General features: G+C 62.0%; 16 protein-coding genes. 11 read left to right on the top strand and 5 right to left on the bottom strand.

The features are described 5' to 3' along the window. Positions 1-204: 204 nt before the first annotated feature. The 7 genes from mscL (at position 205) to ASD31_RS05570 (ending at position 6,936) form a co-directional block, all read left to right on the top strand. Complete coding sequence (gene mscL / locus ASD31_RS05600) at positions 205-633, top strand: large conductance mechanosensitive channel protein MscL (protein ID WP_056330587.1); 429 nt, start codon at positions 205-207, stop codon at positions 631-633. A gap of 113 nt (positions 634-746) precedes the next feature. Next, positions 747-1,913 (top strand): pyridoxal phosphate-dependent aminotransferase, encoded by a 1,167-nt coding sequence (locus tag ASD31_RS05595; protein WP_056330584.1) that lies wholly within the window; start codon positions 747-749, stop codon positions 1,911-1,913. 95 nt (positions 1,914-2,008) lie between these two features. Further along, on the top strand, positions 2,009-3,001 hold the full coding sequence (galE, locus tag ASD31_RS05590) for a UDP-glucose 4-epimerase GalE (protein WP_056330697.1): 993 nt from the start codon (positions 2,009-2,011) through the stop codon (positions 2,999-3,001). 293 nt (positions 3,002-3,294) lie between these two features. Then, positions 3,295-4,065: a glucose-1-phosphate cytidylyltransferase gene (gene rfbF / locus ASD31_RS05585; protein ID WP_056330582.1), complete on the top strand. Its 771-nt coding sequence runs from the start codon at positions 3,295-3,297 to the stop codon at positions 4,063-4,065. A gap of 5 nt (positions 4,066-4,070) precedes the next feature. Then, positions 4,071-5,150 carry a CDP-glucose 4,6-dehydratase gene (gene rfbG, locus ASD31_RS05580; protein ID WP_244483769.1) on the top strand — a complete coding sequence of 360 codons (1,080 nt, stop codon included), beginning with the start codon at positions 4,071-4,073 and terminating at the stop codon, positions 5,148-5,150. After that, positions 5,147-5,710 (top strand): dTDP-4-dehydrorhamnose 3,5-epimerase family protein, encoded by a 564-nt coding sequence (locus ASD31_RS05575; RefSeq protein ID WP_056330576.1) that lies wholly within the window; start codon positions 5,147-5,149, stop codon positions 5,708-5,710. Before rfbG ends, ASD31_RS05575 begins: the two co-directional genes overlap by 4 nt. Further along, positions 5,707-6,936, top strand: coding sequence for a class I SAM-dependent methyltransferase (locus tag ASD31_RS05570; protein ID WP_056330574.1), 1,230 nt, complete (start codon positions 5,707-5,709; stop codon positions 6,934-6,936). Before ASD31_RS05575 ends, ASD31_RS05570 begins: the two co-directional genes overlap by 4 nt. 105 nt (positions 6,937-7,041) lie before the next feature. On the opposite strand, the gene ASD31_RS05565 is transcribed toward ASD31_RS05570, so the two are convergent. Then, positions 7,042-7,347: a chorismate mutase gene (locus ASD31_RS05565; protein ID WP_056330571.1), complete on the bottom strand. Its 306-nt coding sequence runs from the start codon at positions 7,345-7,347 to the stop codon at positions 7,042-7,044. Between the two features lie 170 nt (positions 7,348-7,517). Here ASD31_RS05565 and ASD31_RS05560 point away from each other — a divergent pair, with 170 nt between their 5' ends. Genes ASD31_RS05560 through ASD31_RS05545 form a run of 4 tightly spaced genes read left to right on the top strand, consistent with a single transcriptional unit; the run spans position 7,518 to position 11,547 of the window. After that, the gene (locus tag ASD31_RS05560) at positions 7,518-8,735 is read left to right on the top strand and encodes a glycosyltransferase family 2 protein (protein WP_056330568.1); all 1,218 of its coding nucleotides are present in this window, start codon (positions 7,518-7,520) and stop codon (positions 8,733-8,735) included. Between the two features lie 39 nt (positions 8,736-8,774). Beyond that, a complete protein-coding gene (locus tag ASD31_RS05555) occupies positions 8,775-9,635 on the top strand; it encodes a phytanoyl-CoA dioxygenase family protein (RefSeq protein ID WP_244483764.1) in 861 nt (286 codons plus the stop codon). After that, positions 9,632-10,792, top strand: coding sequence for a class I SAM-dependent methyltransferase (locus ASD31_RS05550; RefSeq protein ID WP_056330563.1), 1,161 nt, complete (start codon positions 9,632-9,634; stop codon positions 10,790-10,792). The genes ASD31_RS05555 and ASD31_RS05550 overlap by 4 nt, the downstream gene beginning before the upstream one ends. A gap of 38 nt (positions 10,793-10,830) precedes the next feature. Next, a complete protein-coding gene (locus ASD31_RS05545) occupies positions 10,831-11,547 on the top strand; it encodes a WbqC family protein (RefSeq protein ID WP_056330560.1) in 717 nt (238 codons plus the stop codon). Positions 11,548-11,561: 14 nt separating this feature from the next. Here the strand turns inward: ASD31_RS05545 and ASD31_RS05540 are convergent, their stop codons facing one another. The 4 genes from ASD31_RS05540 to ASD31_RS05525 all read right to left on the bottom strand — a co-directional run bounded on the left by ASD31_RS05540 (position 11,562) and on the right by ASD31_RS05525 (position 15,190). Further along, positions 11,562-12,101, bottom strand: coding sequence for a GNAT family N-acetyltransferase (locus ASD31_RS05540; protein WP_244483763.1), 540 nt, complete (start codon positions 12,099-12,101; stop codon positions 11,562-11,564). Beyond that, positions 12,098-12,850, bottom strand: coding sequence for a cephalosporin hydroxylase family protein (locus tag ASD31_RS05535; RefSeq protein WP_056330554.1), 753 nt, complete (start codon positions 12,848-12,850; stop codon positions 12,098-12,100). The genes ASD31_RS05540 and ASD31_RS05535 overlap by 4 nt, the downstream gene beginning before the upstream one ends. Before the next feature lie 61 nt (positions 12,851-12,911). Continuing rightward, positions 12,912-14,066, bottom strand: a complete 1,155-nt coding sequence (locus ASD31_RS05530; protein ID WP_056330552.1) for a DegT/DnrJ/EryC1/StrS family aminotransferase — start codon at positions 14,064-14,066, stop codon at positions 12,912-12,914. Continuing rightward, entirely contained in the window at positions 14,063-15,190 is a 1,128-nt protein-coding gene (locus tag ASD31_RS05525; protein WP_056330549.1) for a hypothetical protein, read from the bottom strand. Before ASD31_RS05525 ends, ASD31_RS05530 begins: the two co-directional genes overlap by 4 nt. Positions 15,191-15,415 lie beyond the last annotated feature (225 nt).

Below are 15,415 nucleotides of genomic sequence, written 5' to 3'. Positions count from 1 at the left end.
GTCCCGATCCCAAGCATAGGACAAGACGGCGGTGAAGAAAATCGCACGGCCATAAGCCTTAAGTCAAAGAGGAACGGACCTTTCCAGAATGACAGGCGCACGCCTTTCGCTCTGCCGTTCATGCATTCTTGCGATTTACATGCGGGAAAAAGTGATTAGCATCCAGAATGCACGGACAGGACTTCAAAACCAAAGGAGAGAACAATGCTGGATGAATTCAAGGCGTTTATCGCCAGGGGCAATGTCATGGACCTTGCCGTCGGTATCATTATTGGCGGCGCCTTCACGCTGATCGTCAATTCCCTGGTCAACGACATCATCATGCCGGTCGTCGGCGCCATTACCGGCGGGCTTGATTTTTCCAACTTCTTCTTTCCGCTCTCCAGCACCGTGACCGCCACCTCGCTTGCCGCCGCCCGCGAACAGGGCGCTGTCTTTGCCTATGGCAATTTCCTCACCGTGGTCCTGAATTTCCTCATCCTCGCCTGGATCATTTTCCTCCTGGTCAAGGCCGTCAACAGGATGCGGGTTACCATGGAGAAGAAGCAGAACGAGGAGCCGGCAGCACCGCCGCCGGTGGATGTGCAGCTGCTCACCGAAATCCGCGATCTCCTGAAGACGCAGAGGGTCTGAGGCGGTCTTCGATACCTCCGAATCCATCACGGAAATCGATTGATCCGTCAGCGAATATCGCGTGATCGTGATCTGAAAAAACGCTAGAAGCGGCGGGCAACAGGAGCCCGCCGATGACCCTACTTTCCAGCCTCAGTCCCCGTTCGCTTGCAGCGCCTGAAAGCGGCATCGTCGAGGTGGTCAACTATGCGCGCGGCCGCGACGGACTGATCCCGCTCTGGGTGGGGGAGGGCGATCTGCCGACGCCGGATTTCATTTCGCGGGCGGCCCAGCAATCGCTTGGCAATGGCGAGACCTTCTACACCTGGCAGCGCGGCATCCCGCCCTTGCGAGACGCCCTGTCGCGCTATTACCAGCGCCATTTCGACAAGGCCCTCTCACCGGAAAATTTCTATGTCACCGGTTCCGGCATGCAGGCGATCAAGCTGGCCGTCGAGGCGGTCGCCTCGCCCGGCGACGATATCGTCTTCCTGTCTCCGGCCTGGCCGAATTTCGCGGCCAGCGCCGAGCTTTCCGGCGTGCGGGCGATCCCGGCGCCGCTGACTTTCAGCGGCGGCAAATGGCAGTTCGATCCTGCGGATTTCGAGCGGGCGATCACCGGCAAGACGCGTGCGCTGTTCGTCAATACGCCCTCCAATCCCACCGGCTGGACAGCGACGCATGACGATCTCCGGGCTATGCTCGACCTCGCCCGCCGCCACGGCCTGTGGATCGTCGCCGACGAGATCTATGCGCGCTACTACTATCTCGGCGAAAGGGCACCCTCCTTTCTCGACATCATGGAGGAGGGCGATCGGGTAATGTTCGTCAATTCCTTTTCCAAGAACTGGTCGATGACCGGCTGGCGCGCCGGCTGGATCGTGGCGCCGCCGGCAATCGGCCAAGTGCTCGAAAACCTCATTCAGTATTCCACGTCCGGCGTGGCGCAATTCATCCAGGCGGGTGCCGTGGCGGCGCTTGACGAGGGCGACGCCTTTGTCGGCGAGAATATCGCCAAGGCCACGCTCTCTCGCAACCTGTTCTGCGATGCGCTGATTGCGACCAATCGCGTGGAGACGCTGAAACCGGATGGCGCGCTCTATGCCTTCCTGAAGATCGACGGCGTCAGCGACGTGCGCGCCGCCGCCCTCGACATTGTCGACAAGACCGGCGTGGGCCTGGCGCCGGGCACGGCCTTCGGCGCCGGCGGTTCGCCCTTCATGCGCGCCTGTTTCCTGCGCGATCCCGGCCGGATCGCCATCGCGGCGGAGCGTCTGGCCGGTTATATCGCCGCGCTCTGAGCGCGACCCGGCCGCTCCGGAGCCGCACAAAGCCCTTGTGAATCATCCCGCGAACGGGTTTTATCCCGGCGGAACGACAAACGCGGGAGCGCATGATGGCGGTATTGGTGACGGGTGGCGGCGGTTATATCGGCAGCCATATGGTCTGGGCGCTGATCGATGCCGGCGAGGAGGTCGTCGTTATCGACCGCCTGTCCACCGGCTTTCGCTGGGCCATTGCCCCCGAGGCGCGCTTTTACGAGGGGGATATTGCCGATGCCGCGCTGATGCGGCAGATTTTCTCGGAAAACGCGATCGACGCCATCATTCATTTCGCCGGCTCCATCGTGGTGCCGGAATCGGTGGCCGACCCGCTCGGTTATTACGACAACAACACCGTCAAGTCGCGCAGCCTGATCGAGAGCGCCGTGAAGGCGGGCATACCCTATTTCGTCTTCTCCTCGACGGCGGCCGTCTATGGAACGCCCGATGTGCTGGAACCGGTGACGGAGAGCGTCAACCTGAAACCGGAATCGCCCTATGGTTCCTCCAAGCTGATGACCGAGATCATGCTGCGGGATACGGCAAGCGCCCATGCCTTCACCTATACGGCGTTGCGCTATTTCAACGTGGCCGGCGCCGACCCGAAGGGGCGCAGCGGCCAGTCGACGGAAGCCGCCACCCATCTGATCAAGGTGGCCTGTGCCACGGCGCTCGGCAAACGCCCGTCGATCAGCGTCTTCGGCACCGATTATCCGACGCCGGACGGCACCTGCGTCCGCGACTATATCCATGTCTGGGACCTGGTGCAGGCGCATCTGAAGGCGTTGCAGCGGATGCGCGCCGGCGGCAGTTCGCTGGCCGCCAATTGCGGCTACGGGCGCGGCTTCTCGGTGCTCGAAGTGCTCGACGCGGTGCGCAATGTGCACGGCAGCGATTTTGCCGTGAGCTTCTCGGAGCGCCGGCCGGGCGATCCGGCCATGATCGTCGCCGACCCTTCGCTTGCCAAGCGGGAATTGGGCTGGGTGCCGCAGCATGACGATCTTGCCGGCATCATCCGCAGCGCGCTCGATTGGGAACTGCACCTGATGCGCAAGAACTCCTATTGAGACACGGGCGAGGACGGTTGGCCGGCCAAAACCTCGTATCGCACCAGTTTGACGACAGTTTCAGGCTCTAGGGTCTGGTCAGGATAGACTGACCGGACCTTGAGCATCATGAATCGACCCCAGCCCGACAACCGCCTGACGCAAGAGCCGATGGCTGCGCCATGCAGGGCGCTGCGCCGGCCGGGGCCGGACGAGCGGTTCACAGGCGGCGATCCGTCGGGCCTTTGCCCTTTTTCTCCCGCAGCCATCGACGGTTCCGACCGCGACGGCCCTCGCATCTGAAGGGGAACGGCATGAAAGCGGTCATTCTCGCCGGCGGTCTTGGATCGCGCATCGCGGAGGAAACCCATCTCAGGCCCAAGCCGATGATCGAGATCGGCGGCCGGCCGATCCTCTGGCACATCATGAAGCTCTATTATGCCCATGGCATACGCGACTTCGTCATCTGCTGTGGCTTCAAGGGCTACATGATCAAGGAATATTTCGCCAATTACGGCCTGCACATGTCGGATATCACCTTCGACCTGTCGCAGAACAGCATCGAATTCCACCGCCGCAGCGCCGAGAACTGGCGCGTGACGCTGGTGGATACCGGCGAGAATTCCATGACCGGCGGCCGGCTGAAGCGCGTCGCCTCCTATCTCAAGGACGAGGAAGCCTTCTGCTTCACCTATGGCGATGGCGTCAGCAATGTCGATATCGGCGCGACGATCGCCTTCCACAAGAACCATGGAAAGCTGGCGACGGTGACGGCGGTGCGCCCGCCCGCCCGCTATGGCGCGCTGCTTCTGGACGGGACCGAGGTGCAGGGCTTCATCGAGAAGCCGGAAGGCGAGGGCGGCTTCATCAATGGCGGCTTCTTCGTGCTTTCGCCGCGCTGCATCGACCGGATCGAAGCGGACCATACGAGCTGGGAAGGTGATCCCCTGATGGGACTGGCCAGCGAAGGCGAGTTGCAGGCCTATTTCCACGAAGGCTTCTGGCAGCCGATGGATACGCTGCGCGAGAAGAACTATCTCGAAAATCTATGGCAGAGCGGCGCCCCGCCGTGGAAGAGCTGGTGACGCCGATGACAAGCAATTTCTGGACTGGAAAACGGGTTCTGGTAACCGGGCATACCGGCTTCAAGGGCGCCTGGCTCAGTCTCTGGCTACGCCAGCTCGGCGCCGAGGTCTCGGGCCTTTCACTGGCGCCGCAAACCGAACCGGCCCTGCACCTGCTTCTCGGCGGCGAGACGGAAGGGCCGGGCATTCTCGATATCCGCGACCGCGATGCGGTGACCCATCATGTGCTGCGCTCCCGGCCGCAAGTGGTCTTTCACCTGGCGGCGCAGGCGCTGGTGCGGGCGGGCTATCGCAATCCGGCCGAGACCTATGACGTTAATGTCATCGGCACGGCCAACCTGCTCGATGCGCTCCGCCTTTCGGAAGATGTGCGCTCGATCGTCGTGGTAACCACCGACAAGGTCTATCACAATGCCGAGACCGGTCTTGCCTTCATGGAAAGCGATCCGCTCGGCGGCCATGACCCCTACAGCGCCAGCAAGGCGGCGGCCGAAATCGTCGCGGCAAGCTATCGCTCCTCCTTCTTCGCGGCTCGCCGCATCGGCCTTGCCACGGCACGGGCCGGCAATGTCATCGGTGGCGGTGATTGGGCCGAGGACCGGCTGATCCCCGATGCCGTGCGCGCCTGGCAGAACGGCGAGCCGCTGCAGGTGCGTCGTCCGCGCGCGGTGCGGCCCTGGCAGCACGTGCTGGAGCCTTTGGGCGGCTATATGGGCCTTGCCGAGCATCTATGGCAGACGCCGGACGGCGTCGAGAGCTATAATTTTGGCCCCGATCACGGCGAAGCGTCCTCCGTCGGAGCCGTGCTGAAAATGGCCGAACGGCATTTCGGCGATGGCGAGATGCTGCTGGGCGATGGCAGCGAGGGGCCGCACGAGGCCGGCTATCTGGTTCTCGACAGCGGCAGGGCACGCGCCGATCTCGGCTACCAGCCGCGCTGGCGGCTGGCGGAAACGGTGAAGCGGACGATGGAATGGTACCGGGCGCAGCTGGACGGCGAGGCGGCGCTTGATCTCTGCCTGGCCGATATCCGCGACTTTGCCGGGCTTGCCTCCGAGGACGAGCCTTTGAGGGCAGCCGGGTGAGCGCCCGTTTCGACGCCCGGGAAACGCCGCTCGAAGGGCTTATTGTCATTCAGCGCAAGACGCTTTCCGACGAGCGCGGCTTTCTCTCCCGGCTTTTCTGCGCCACGGATCTTGCCGCCTTCGGCTGGCAGGGACCGATCGCGCAGCTGAACGAGACGGCGACGGCGCATAAGGGAACGGTGCGTGGCCTGCATTTCCAGCGCCCGCCGCATGCCGAGATCAAGCTCGTCACCTGCACCCGCGGCCGCATCCTCGATGTCGCGGTCGATCTGCGCGAGAATTCGCCGACCTTCCTTCGCCATTTCGCCGTCGAACTGTCGGAAGACAATGCCTGCTCGCTACTGATTCCCAAGGGCTTTGCGCACGGTTTCCAGGCGCTGACCGACGAGGTCAGGATGATCTACGCACACTCCGAGCCCTATGCCGCTTCCGCTGAGGGCGGGCTCAACCCGCAGGATCCGGTGCTTTCCATCGACTGGCCGCTGCCGGTCGCCGGTCTTTCGCCGCGTGATGCTGGCCACCCGTTTGTCTCGGGCGATTATCGCGGGGTTGCCGCATGAAATGCCGTCATTGCGCGTCGACCCATATGGTGCCGTTTCTCGACCTCGGAACCGCGCCGCCGTCCAATTCCTATGTCGATCCGGCCGAGCGCCACAAGCCGGAACTCTGGTATCCGCTGGTGATCCGCTGCTGCGTCGAATGCCGGCTGGTGCAGACGGAAGATTTCGCCGCCCGCGAGACCTTCTTTTCTTCCAGCTATGCCTATTTCAGTTCCTTCTCGACCTCCTGGCTCGATCACGCAAAGCGCTATGTCACCGACATGCAGGCCCGTTTCGGCCTGACGCAGGCCTCTCACATTGTCGAGATCGCCGCCAATGACGGCTATCTCCTGCAATATGCCAGGGAACGGGGCATCGGCTGCCTCGGCATCGAGCCTACAACCAGCACGGCGGCGGCGGCCCGAAAGAAAGGCATCGAGATCGTCGAGGAATTCTTCGGTACCGAGCTTGGCGAACGGCTGGCGCGCGAAGGCCGTGCCGCCGACCTGATGGCGGCCAACAATGTGCTCGCCCATGTGCCCGACATCAATGATTTCGTCGCAGGCTTCACGCGGCTTCTGAAAGAGCAGGGCGTCGCCACCTTCGAATTTCCGCACCTGCTCAACATGGTGGCCGAGGCGCAGTTCGATACCGCCTATCACGAGCATTATTCTTATCTGTCGCTGATGGCGGTCTGCCGCGTTTTCGAGGCAAACGGGCTTGCGGTCTTCGACGTCGAAACGACGCCATGGCACGGCGGCAGCCTGCGGGTGTTCGCGCAGCGCAGCGATACCGGAAGGCATCCGGTCACCCCGGCGGTTGCCGCGACCCTTGCCGCCGAGCGCGAGGCCGGAATGCTTGACGACGGATTCTATACCGGCTTCCAGGAGGCTGCCGAAAACGTGCGCGACGGCTTCCTCTCCTTCCTGATCGACAGCCGGCGCGCCGGCCTGAAGGTCGCCGCCTATGGTGCGGCCGCCAAGGGCAATACGCTTCTCAACTTCGCCGGCGTCAAGCCGGACCTCCTCTCCTTCGTCGTCGACAGGAACCCGGCCAAGCAGGGAACATTGCTTCCCGGCAGCCGCATTCCAGTCGTCACCGAAGATTTTCTCAGAGCCGAAAAACCCGAAAGAGTGGTCATATTGCCATGGAATCTTCAGGCCGAAATCAGACAACAGCTTTCGTATATCAACGATTGGGGTGGCAAGTTCGTGACAGTGGTCCCGAGGCTGACGATACACAAGTAGCCGATGGCGCGATCACGGATCGGCCGGCAGCGGTCGTCGTCGCGGTAACTGGCAAGACCGGCAAGCCGGCTGCCAAGAACGGTTAACGAAACGGGCGAAAGCGCGTTAGTCCGCGCTTTCGCCGAGCATCACCTGTTCGCGCTCGATCGAATGGCGGATCAGGCGAGCCCAGATATCCTCGTAGAAATCCGGATCGAGGCCGGCATTTGCCGCATTGTCGCGGGCATTGCGCCTGACTTCATCCACGCGGGCAGGGATATCCGCCTTCAGCCCGGCTGCCTTCTTGATCTCGGCGGCGCGGCCGATATAGGCCCAGCGCTCGGCGAACAGGGCGACCAGAGCCTGGTCGAGGCGATCGATCTCGACCCGGATGTCCGTCATCGAGGCGCAGTCTGCCGGGTTTTTTGGCATCGGGGTCTCCCAGGGCTTTCATGCCGCCGCCTGCTGCAGCGCAAATAAGTCCGGGCTCATTACCAAGCGATCTCCCCGCTGAAAAGCTTGAAAACCCCGTCCGGCCAAAGGGTCGCGGGCAAGCTTCGCGAAAGCCCATGCCGCTAGGGTGCGACAAACGGAGAAATTTCATGTTCGCACAGCCGAAACTGACGATTTGCGTGCCCTCGCGGAACCGCCAGCCCTATTTCCAGGAAACGATCAGAAGCCAGCTCACGAACCTTCGCACCGATATCGAATATGTCTTCGCCGACAATTCCGACGATGCCTCGGTCATGAACGATTTCATGGCGGACCTGATCGGCGATCCGCGCGTCACCTATCTTCCCTCGGGCGACCGGGTCTATTCGATGGTGGAGAACTGGGATCGCTGCATCGAGGCGGCAAAGGGCGAATTCGTCTGCATGATCGGCGATGACGATTATGTCGACGTCAACGTCGCCGACGTGATCGTCCGTTCGCAGACGGAGCATGCCGAGGTCGACGTCTTCGTCTGGAGCCGGCTCACCTATAACTGGCCGGACAACAGGCCGAACCATTGCAATGTCTCCGCACCGCTCGGCACCGATGTCCACCGGCTGCCGCGCGCCTGGCTTTACAAGGAGTTCTTCTCCTGGAAAGGCGAGACGGCAACCCCGAACATGGCCTTTGGCTTCTATCACGGCGCCGTTTCCAAGCGGGTAATGGACAAGATCAAGGCCAAATACGGCGGCAAATATTGCGAATATCCGGTGGTCGATTTCGAGAATGTCTGCAAGGTGCTGGTGACCGCCGAGCACATGTTTTATTCCGAACGTCCCTTCTCGGTCCTCGGCTCCTGCGCACAAAGCAATTCCGCCAAGATCAAGATGACCGACAAGATCAAAGACTCGCACGCGCAGTTCATGATCGAGACCGGCCGCAATATCGACGAAGACCCGCATATGAAGGATTTTCCGTTTCCTTCCGCCCTCGGGCTTGCGGCCTGCATCGCTCAGGTTCAGAACTGGTTCCGGACAACTTATGGCTATAAGGCCATCGAAGGCTGGGAAGCCAACTTCGCCGAAGCTTGCGGCCTGAGCTGCGGCATCATGGGCAGCCGCGCCGATTACGACCGGACCGTCGAGGGCTATCGTGCCGCCTTCGGACGATGGAAGAACGGCAGCTATCTGAAACATTTCAAGCCGGTCAAATATTCCGATCCGACCGGGGCGATGTTCTTCACCGGCGTTTCGAACAACCATCTCTATCTCGACGAGGAAATCGGCGGCGTCCGGACGCCGGCTGAACTGTATCATCTCGTCAACCAGATGCTGGCGCCCGGCGAGGAACTGAACCTGAACTTCAACGAGCATTTCAAGGCGGCTTGAGTTCGATACCGGCGTTTCGACATCGAAAGGATGCAAGGCATGATTCAGAACGAGACGATCATCCCCGCCACAACCAGGGACGAATTCAACACCAAGGGCTATACGATGCTGCCGCAGTTCTACGATGCGCAGCGCGAGGTGGCGCCGATCCAGGAGGGTATCCGCATCATCCTGGAAATTCTGTGCCGCAAATACGAGGTCGATGCGCCGACGGATACATCCTGGAACGCGATGACCAAGGCCTATCCTGCGCTTATTGCCAAGAACCGCGCCTGGGGCGGAGAGGTCTATGATGCGATCAAGCAGATCCCGGCCTTCATGCAGCTGGTGACCAAGGCGAAGAACACCACGGTTTTTGAAAATCTGCGGCCCGGCTCCGTTCCCGGCATCGCCGCCGGCGGCTACGGCATCCGCATCGACAATCCCGGCGAGGAGAAGTTCCGCGCCCAGTGGCACCAGGAATTTCCCGGCCAGTTGAGGAGCCTCGACGGCATCGTCTTCTGGACCCCGCTTCTGCCGGTTACTCAAGAGATGGGGCCTGTCCAGATCGCCGAAGGTTCCCATGCGGAAGGGCTGATCCCGGTCTACCGGGACGATGCCGGCCACGGCAAGAGCGGCGCCTATGCGCTGTTCATGGACAATTGCGACGAGCGCCTGGCCAAATATCCGACGGTGGCGCCCCTGACGCAGCCGGGCGACCTGATACTGATGGACTTCCTGACCATGCACCAGGGTGGCCACAACGTCTCGGCCATGCCGCGCTGGAGCCTGCAGTTTCGCTATTTCAATTTTGCCGATCCGGTGGGAACGCGCATCGGTTGGGTCGGTTCCTTCGCGGCAGGGGTCGATTTCAGCAAGATCCTGCCAGAACTGGTGACCGACGGCGAGGCGGCGGCATGACGATCGCCTGCCGCGTTTGCAGCACGCCGATCGCCGAGGCGTCCTACGAGGCCTCGGCACCCGCATTGACCTCGATGATGTCCTTCATCGACATTCCGACACTCACCTATGTCTGCGACGAATGCGGCCATGCACAATGCGCCGACCTCCCCGACATCGACAGTTTCTACGACACGACCTACCGGATTTCGCTGGAATCCGACGACCATGACCAGATTTTCGCCGTCGCTGCGGATGGTAACCCGATCTACCGCACCGATCATCAGGCGGCCGTCGGCCTGCGTCTCCTCGACCTGCCGCAGGGCGCTTCCATTCTCGATTATGGTGCCGGCAAGGCGACCACTCTGCGCAAGATGTGCCTGGCGCGGCCGGACCTGCATCCGCATGTCTTCGATGTCAGCCGCGACTACATGCCGGCGTGGGACGGCTGGGTTGCCCGCGAAAACCAGTCAACCTACACCGTACCGGAGAGCTGGGCCGGCCGCTTCGACGCGATCATCAGCCATTTCGTCATCGAGCATGTCGCCGAGCCCGTAAGCTTCCTCAAGACGTTGCGCGGCCTCCTGGTGCCGGACGGGCGGCTGCTTCTGTCAATGCCGGACGTGGCCGCCAATCCGGGCGACATGACGGTCGCCGATCATCTCAACCATTTCAGCGGAGCTTCTCTGAAACGAGCGCTGCAACTGGCCGGCCTTGCGCTCGAAACGATCGACAGTGACGCCTTTCCGGGTGCCTTCTTTGCGGTTGCCCGGCGCTCGGAAGAGCCGGTAGCGATCGATAGCGACCGCCTTCAGATCGCCGCCGCCGCCGACAAGGCCAGGGAAATCTGCGCCTTCTGGAAACAGGCCACCAAGAGGCTCGACAGCGCTGCCAAGCAGTTTTCCGGCAAGCGCGCGGCCGTCTACGGCTCCGGCTTCTACGGCAGCTGGATCTGCAGCCGCATCGAGGCGGATGTCGATTTTCGCGCCTTCCTCGACCAGAATCCGAAGCTGCAGGGATCGACCCATTTCAACCGCCCGGTTCTCGCGCCAGCGAACCTGCACCCGGATGTCGATGTGGTCTTTGTCGGCCTCAATCCGCTGAAGGCTCGCGCCGCCGTAGCCGCCCAGACGGCGTTGCAGCGACCAGGCCTCGACATTGTCTGGATCGAGGCCTGAAAGGCTCCTTCGCGAAACCACGCCTTACTGGAACAGTCATGAGCCGGAATATCGTTATTTCGCAATCGATGTATTTTCCCTGGGTTGGCCTGCTCGAGCAGATCCGGCTGGCGGATGTCTTCGTGCATTATGACGACGTGCAATATTCCAAGGGCAGTTTCAGCAATCGGGTCCAGGTGAAGGGCGCCAACGGGGTCGGCTGGATGACGCTGCCCTTGCGCGATTATCATCTGGGGCAGCGGATCGACGAGGTCATGCTCGATGACAGGACGGACTGGCGTGGCAAACATCGCGAGATCCTGCGACAGGCCTATCTGAAGGCGCCGTTTCGCGAGGAAATGCTGGCGCTCGTGGACCGTGTCTTTGCCTGCAACGCTGAAACTGTCGCCCATATTTCGCGCCAGTCCATGCTGGAACTGGCTGCCTATTTCGGTTTGGACAGGCCGCAATTCCTGTCTTCGCGTTCGCTGCCGGTTCCCGGCGCAAGCAGCGAACGGGTCTGCGCTATCGTCGAGCATCTCAAGGGCACGGTCTACATTACCGGCCACGGCGCGCGCAACTATCTGAACCATGCGCTCTTCGAGGAAAAGGGCATTGCCGTGGAATACATGCAGTATGAGCGGACGCCCTATCCGCAACTGAACGGCGACTTCACCCCCTATGTGACCGGCCTCGACCTTGTCGCCAATTGCGGCGCCGAAGGTGCGAGGATGATCCGCTCGGGAACGATCGGTTGGAAGGAGTTCCTCGAGTAGTATCAAGCGGCTTTTCAGGATTGCTGGGCGGTGAACAGCCGTTCGAGAAGCAGAACGTCATACATCTGCCCGTCCTGATCGCGGAAATGCTTCTCCAGTCTTCCGACATGGCGAAATCCGGCCGCCCGATAGATGCCGAGCGCGACGACATTGTCTTCCCGCACTTCGAGCATGAGCTTGTCCAGGCCCAGTTCTTCAAAGGCGAGGCTGAGCAGCAGATGCACTGTTTCATGCCCAAGCCCGCGTCCGCGCGCGCCGGGGCAAAGGGCAAGACCGCCATAGCCGTGGCGATTGCGGCGATGCACCTGACTGATCTGAACAAAGCCGAGCGAGCAGTCGCTGGCTGCATCCGCGATGATCCGAAACGCGCCGTCCACATCGCCGCACCGTCGCGCGATCCAGCTCCGCACCGCCTCGTCATCAACGGTATCCGCCACTGTCATCAGCATGGATTGAGTTGACGGGTCACGGCGGATTTCCGCCAATGACGCGAAATCATCATCCTCCGCCTGGCGAAGGATGATGCGCCTCTCCTTGGCCGGCGTCTCGCTCAATTGCGGATGCACCGGACATAGCCGCCGGGGGAGCTGGAAAACACCAGCTTGCCGTTGAGGATGGCGTCTGGCTGGAAACGGTCGGTCTCGGCGAGATAGGTGTTCAGCGCCGTCAATGGCTCGTCGCCCGGATGCCAGATCTTGGAGCGCTTGGTCGGCGTCTGCGCGGCTTCGACCCGGCCCAGCAGCGTGTCGGCAACGACCAGGAACTGGCCCTCGGTCACCATCGGGCCGTAATGACGCAATTCGTCGAGCACATGGTCGCGGCTGTGATCGCTGTCCAGCACCACCATGACCGAGGCGCCTGCTGGAATCGCGGCCTTGACCCTGGCCAGCGTTTCAGGCGCGGTCGAGGGGCCTTCGATCAGTTCGATCAGCGGTGACATCGGATGGGTCTCGATCGCCGCGCGATTATGGGCGCGGATATCGATATCGACGCCGACCACCTTTCCCTTGCCGACCAGTTTCAGCATCGCCGCCATCATGATCATCGAGCCGCCACGCGCGACGCCAGTTTCGATGATGATGTCGGGCTTCGTGGTCCAGATTACCTCCTGGGTCGCCATGACGTCGGCGGGCATCTGGATGATCGGTACGCCGAGGAAGGACCAGAGATAGGAATAATCGTATTTGTCCAGGGTGACGAGGGCATCGACGGATTGGCGAAACGCCTCATTGTCGCTGCCAAGCGCCAGGCACATCTTTTCCTTGTGCGCTTCGAATTCCTGGCGATCGTCTTTGACTGTCATGGGATTGGCCTTTGTCTTTCAATGCGGCTCTGATGCCTGCGGGGGGTCGCCGACTTCGGCCTCAGGCGGATTTCGCCGGGCGGGGTTCGGCGGCGGTGCGGCTATGGACCAGGTCGATCACGATCCGCGCCACCCGATCGATCTCGTCTTCGGTCATGTCATGATAGCTGGGCAGGTTGATGGCGCGTTCGGGGATGTCGTAGGCGTGGCGGTTTTCGCGCCGCTCGGTAAACATCGGCAGGCTTGTCAGCGGATGGAAGAAGACGCGGGCGTCGATATTGGCGGCGCTGAAGGCCTGCTGCAGCATCTCACGGCTAATGCCGATGGCAGGATCGAAGACGGCGGTCGGCATCCAGGCGCCGTTGACGGTGCCGGCACGCTGCGGGTTGAGGCTGATGCTCTGATAAGCCTTCAGCTTTTCGGCATAGGTGGCAAGGATCTCACGCTTGCGGGTCGTCAGGTCCTTGATGCGCTCCAGCTGGGCGCAGCCGAGTGCGGCCTGGATATTGGACATCTTGTACTTGAAGCCGACTTCGTCGGGCCAGAACTGCTTTTTCTGGTTGCGCGCCCGGCCATGATTGCTGAGCGTCAGCACTTTTTCGAAAAGAGCCGCGTCGCTGGTGACGAACATGCCGCCTTCGCCGGTGGTCAGGGTCTTGGTGCCGTGGAAGGAGAAGGTGCCGAAAAGCCCCATCGAGCCGGCGCGGCGGCCATGCCAAGACGAACCGATGGCTTCGGCGGCGTCTTCGACAATGGCGATGCCGTGGCGGCGGCTGATCTCGAGAAGCCGGTCCATGTCGCAGAGATTGCCGTAGATATGGGTGGCGATGATCGCTTTGGTCTTCGGCGTGATATGGCGTTCTACCTCGGCCGGATCGATGCACCAGCTGTCGGGCAGGATATCGACGAAAACCGGCGTGGCGCCGAGATGGGCGATCGGGGCGGCAGTGGCAATCCAGTTGGTATCGGCCAGGATCACCTCGTCGCCGGAGCCGATGCCGAGGGCCGCAAGGCCCATATGCATGGCGCCGGTGCAGCTCGACGTGGCGATGGCGTGATCTACGCCGAGATAGGCGCGGAAACCATCCTCGAAGCGGTTGATATAGTCATAGCAGCGCTCGCCCCAGCCGTTTGCGGCGGCATCAGTGGCATAGGCCACTTCCCGCTCGGTGATCGAGGGCCTGGTATAGGAGATGCGCGCCGGTTTTTCGCTCATGCGGCCTTGCCGTCCTTGTCGCGCATGACGCCACCGCAGATCAGTCCGATCGGCGCCAGCATCAGCTTGACGGTCTTGTAGAATTCGCCGGCATCCCGCGCCCCGCCGACGAAACGGTCGATGAGAAGGGCGCTGCCGTGCAGGCCGCGGCGGGTATCCTTGACGCGGGTCTCGTGGAATTCCGGGCGGAAGAGCGGCGCCAGCCGGCCGCCGTCGAAGGCTTGCAGGGCCGCGAAATAGGCATTGCCCTTCTTCGTATAGGCGGCGCGCTCGGTTTCCATCATGCAATCAATCATCAGGGCGCGCACGAAGGCCTCGTTGCCGCCGCCGAAGGGCGAGCCGAGTTCGCGCAGAACATGGAACTGCACTTCCGCCACCGCACCGGCAAGGCCAAGACCGGAATGGAAGGGGAAGTTCCAGGGATGAAGCGGCGGCGTCTCGACATAGGTCGAGACATTGATCGCCGACATGGGGCGGGCACAGAAGGCCAGCTCATTGGCAAACAACAGAACCTTGGCCGCCCATTCATAGTGCGGCACCGGCGTCGACCAGTCCTCAGGCGCCGGCAGTTGCAGGAGAGCATCGACCAGCGAGCGACGGATGGCGGCATGATGCAGGCCAAAGGGCATTTTCGGGCTGTTCAGGCTGTTTTCCCAGTAGAAGAACGCCTTGAGCATGGCCGTCTTGTCGAGCGTCTCGATATGGTAGCTGGCGGGAATGGCCACCGACGCCGCCTTGCCGGGTTCGGCGAGGCGGTCGATCTGGAAGGCGTTCCAGGCCAGAGCATCGACATTGGGCGAACTGGTCTCGATGAATGCGACCATCAGCGAAAGCTCGCCTTCCAGCATGTCGCCGGGATTGACGAGCGTCACCCAGTCGCCGCCGGTGGAGGCGAGTGCATGGCGCCACAGATGCTGGCGGCTTGCGCCCTGTTCGGCGTCGGTGACCGTCAGGCGCTCGTCGCCTGCCGTCAAGGCAAGCAGGGCTTGCGAAAGGGAAATCTCGGCGGGCTTGGCAATGACGATGTCCAGATCCGCGCTTTTGTTTTCCAGAAGCGCCGCGACCAGCGGCAGCGCATCGGGCGCGCCGGCTTCCACGGGAATGCAGATCGAGAGTTTTGTCATGGCGTGCCTCGTGAACAGCAATCTTCGCCGAAGCCGTGCGGTTCAATGTGCGGCCCCAAGCTGGTCACATCGGCAGGCAATTCGCTTTTTGCCGGAGGAGGGTGCGGTCCTGTCTCCCGCGCAAAGCCATTGCCTGCCGATGTGTGCCCAAGTGGTAGCGCGGGAAACTTGAGCGAGGCTTTGCATGTGCGGCAGTGCGCGAGTTGGGCGGCTAAGATCCGATGG

This window comes from Rhizobium sp. Root482, assembly GCF_001426565.1.
In the GTDB taxonomy this organism is placed as follows: domain Bacteria; phylum Pseudomonadota; class Alphaproteobacteria; order Rhizobiales; family Rhizobiaceae; genus Pararhizobium.
The sequence above is the reverse complement of the archived record's forward strand: the minus strand, read 5'-3'. Positions and strand labels throughout refer to the sequence as shown.

Coding starts and splice junctions, on each gene's coding strand:
- ASD31_RS05555 (WP_244483764.1), top strand. CDS start 8,775: ATGATTCAGAACGAGACGATCATCCCCGCCACAACCAGGGACGAATTC.
- ASD31_RS05570 (WP_056330574.1), top strand. CDS start 5,707: ATGAAATGCCGTCATTGCGCGTCGACCCATATGGTGCCGTTTCTCGAC.
- rfbG (WP_244483769.1), top strand. CDS start 4,071: ATGACAAGCAATTTCTGGACTGGAAAACGGGTTCTGGTAACCGGGCAT.
- galE (WP_056330697.1), top strand. CDS start 2,009: ATGGCGGTATTGGTGACGGGTGGCGGCGGTTATATCGGCAGCCATATG.
- ASD31_RS05560 (WP_056330568.1), top strand. CDS start 7,518: ATGTTCGCACAGCCGAAACTGACGATTTGCGTGCCCTCGCGGAACCGC.
- ASD31_RS05550 (WP_056330563.1), top strand. CDS start 9,632: ATGACGATCGCCTGCCGCGTTTGCAGCACGCCGATCGCCGAGGCGTCC.
- ASD31_RS05595 (WP_056330584.1), top strand. CDS start 747: ATGACCCTACTTTCCAGCCTCAGTCCCCGTTCGCTTGCAGCGCCTGAA.
- ASD31_RS05525 (WP_056330549.1), bottom strand. CDS start 15,190: ATGACAAAACTCTCGATCTGCATTCCCGTGGAAGCCGGCGCGCCCGAT.
- ASD31_RS05535 (WP_056330554.1), bottom strand. CDS start 12,850: ATGACAGTCAAAGACGATCGCCAGGAATTCGAAGCGCACAAGGAAAAG.
- ASD31_RS05565 (WP_056330571.1), bottom strand. CDS start 7,347: ATGCCAAAAAACCCGGCAGACTGCGCCTCGATGACGGACATCCGGGTC.
- rfbF (WP_056330582.1), top strand. CDS start 3,295: ATGAAAGCGGTCATTCTCGCCGGCGGTCTTGGATCGCGCATCGCGGAG.
- ASD31_RS05530 (WP_056330552.1), bottom strand. CDS start 14,066: ATGAGCGAAAAACCGGCGCGCATCTCCTATACCAGGCCCTCGATCACC.
- mscL (WP_056330587.1), top strand. CDS start 205: ATGCTGGATGAATTCAAGGCGTTTATCGCCAGGGGCAATGTCATGGAC.
- ASD31_RS05545 (WP_056330560.1), top strand. CDS start 10,831: ATGAGCCGGAATATCGTTATTTCGCAATCGATGTATTTTCCCTGGGTT.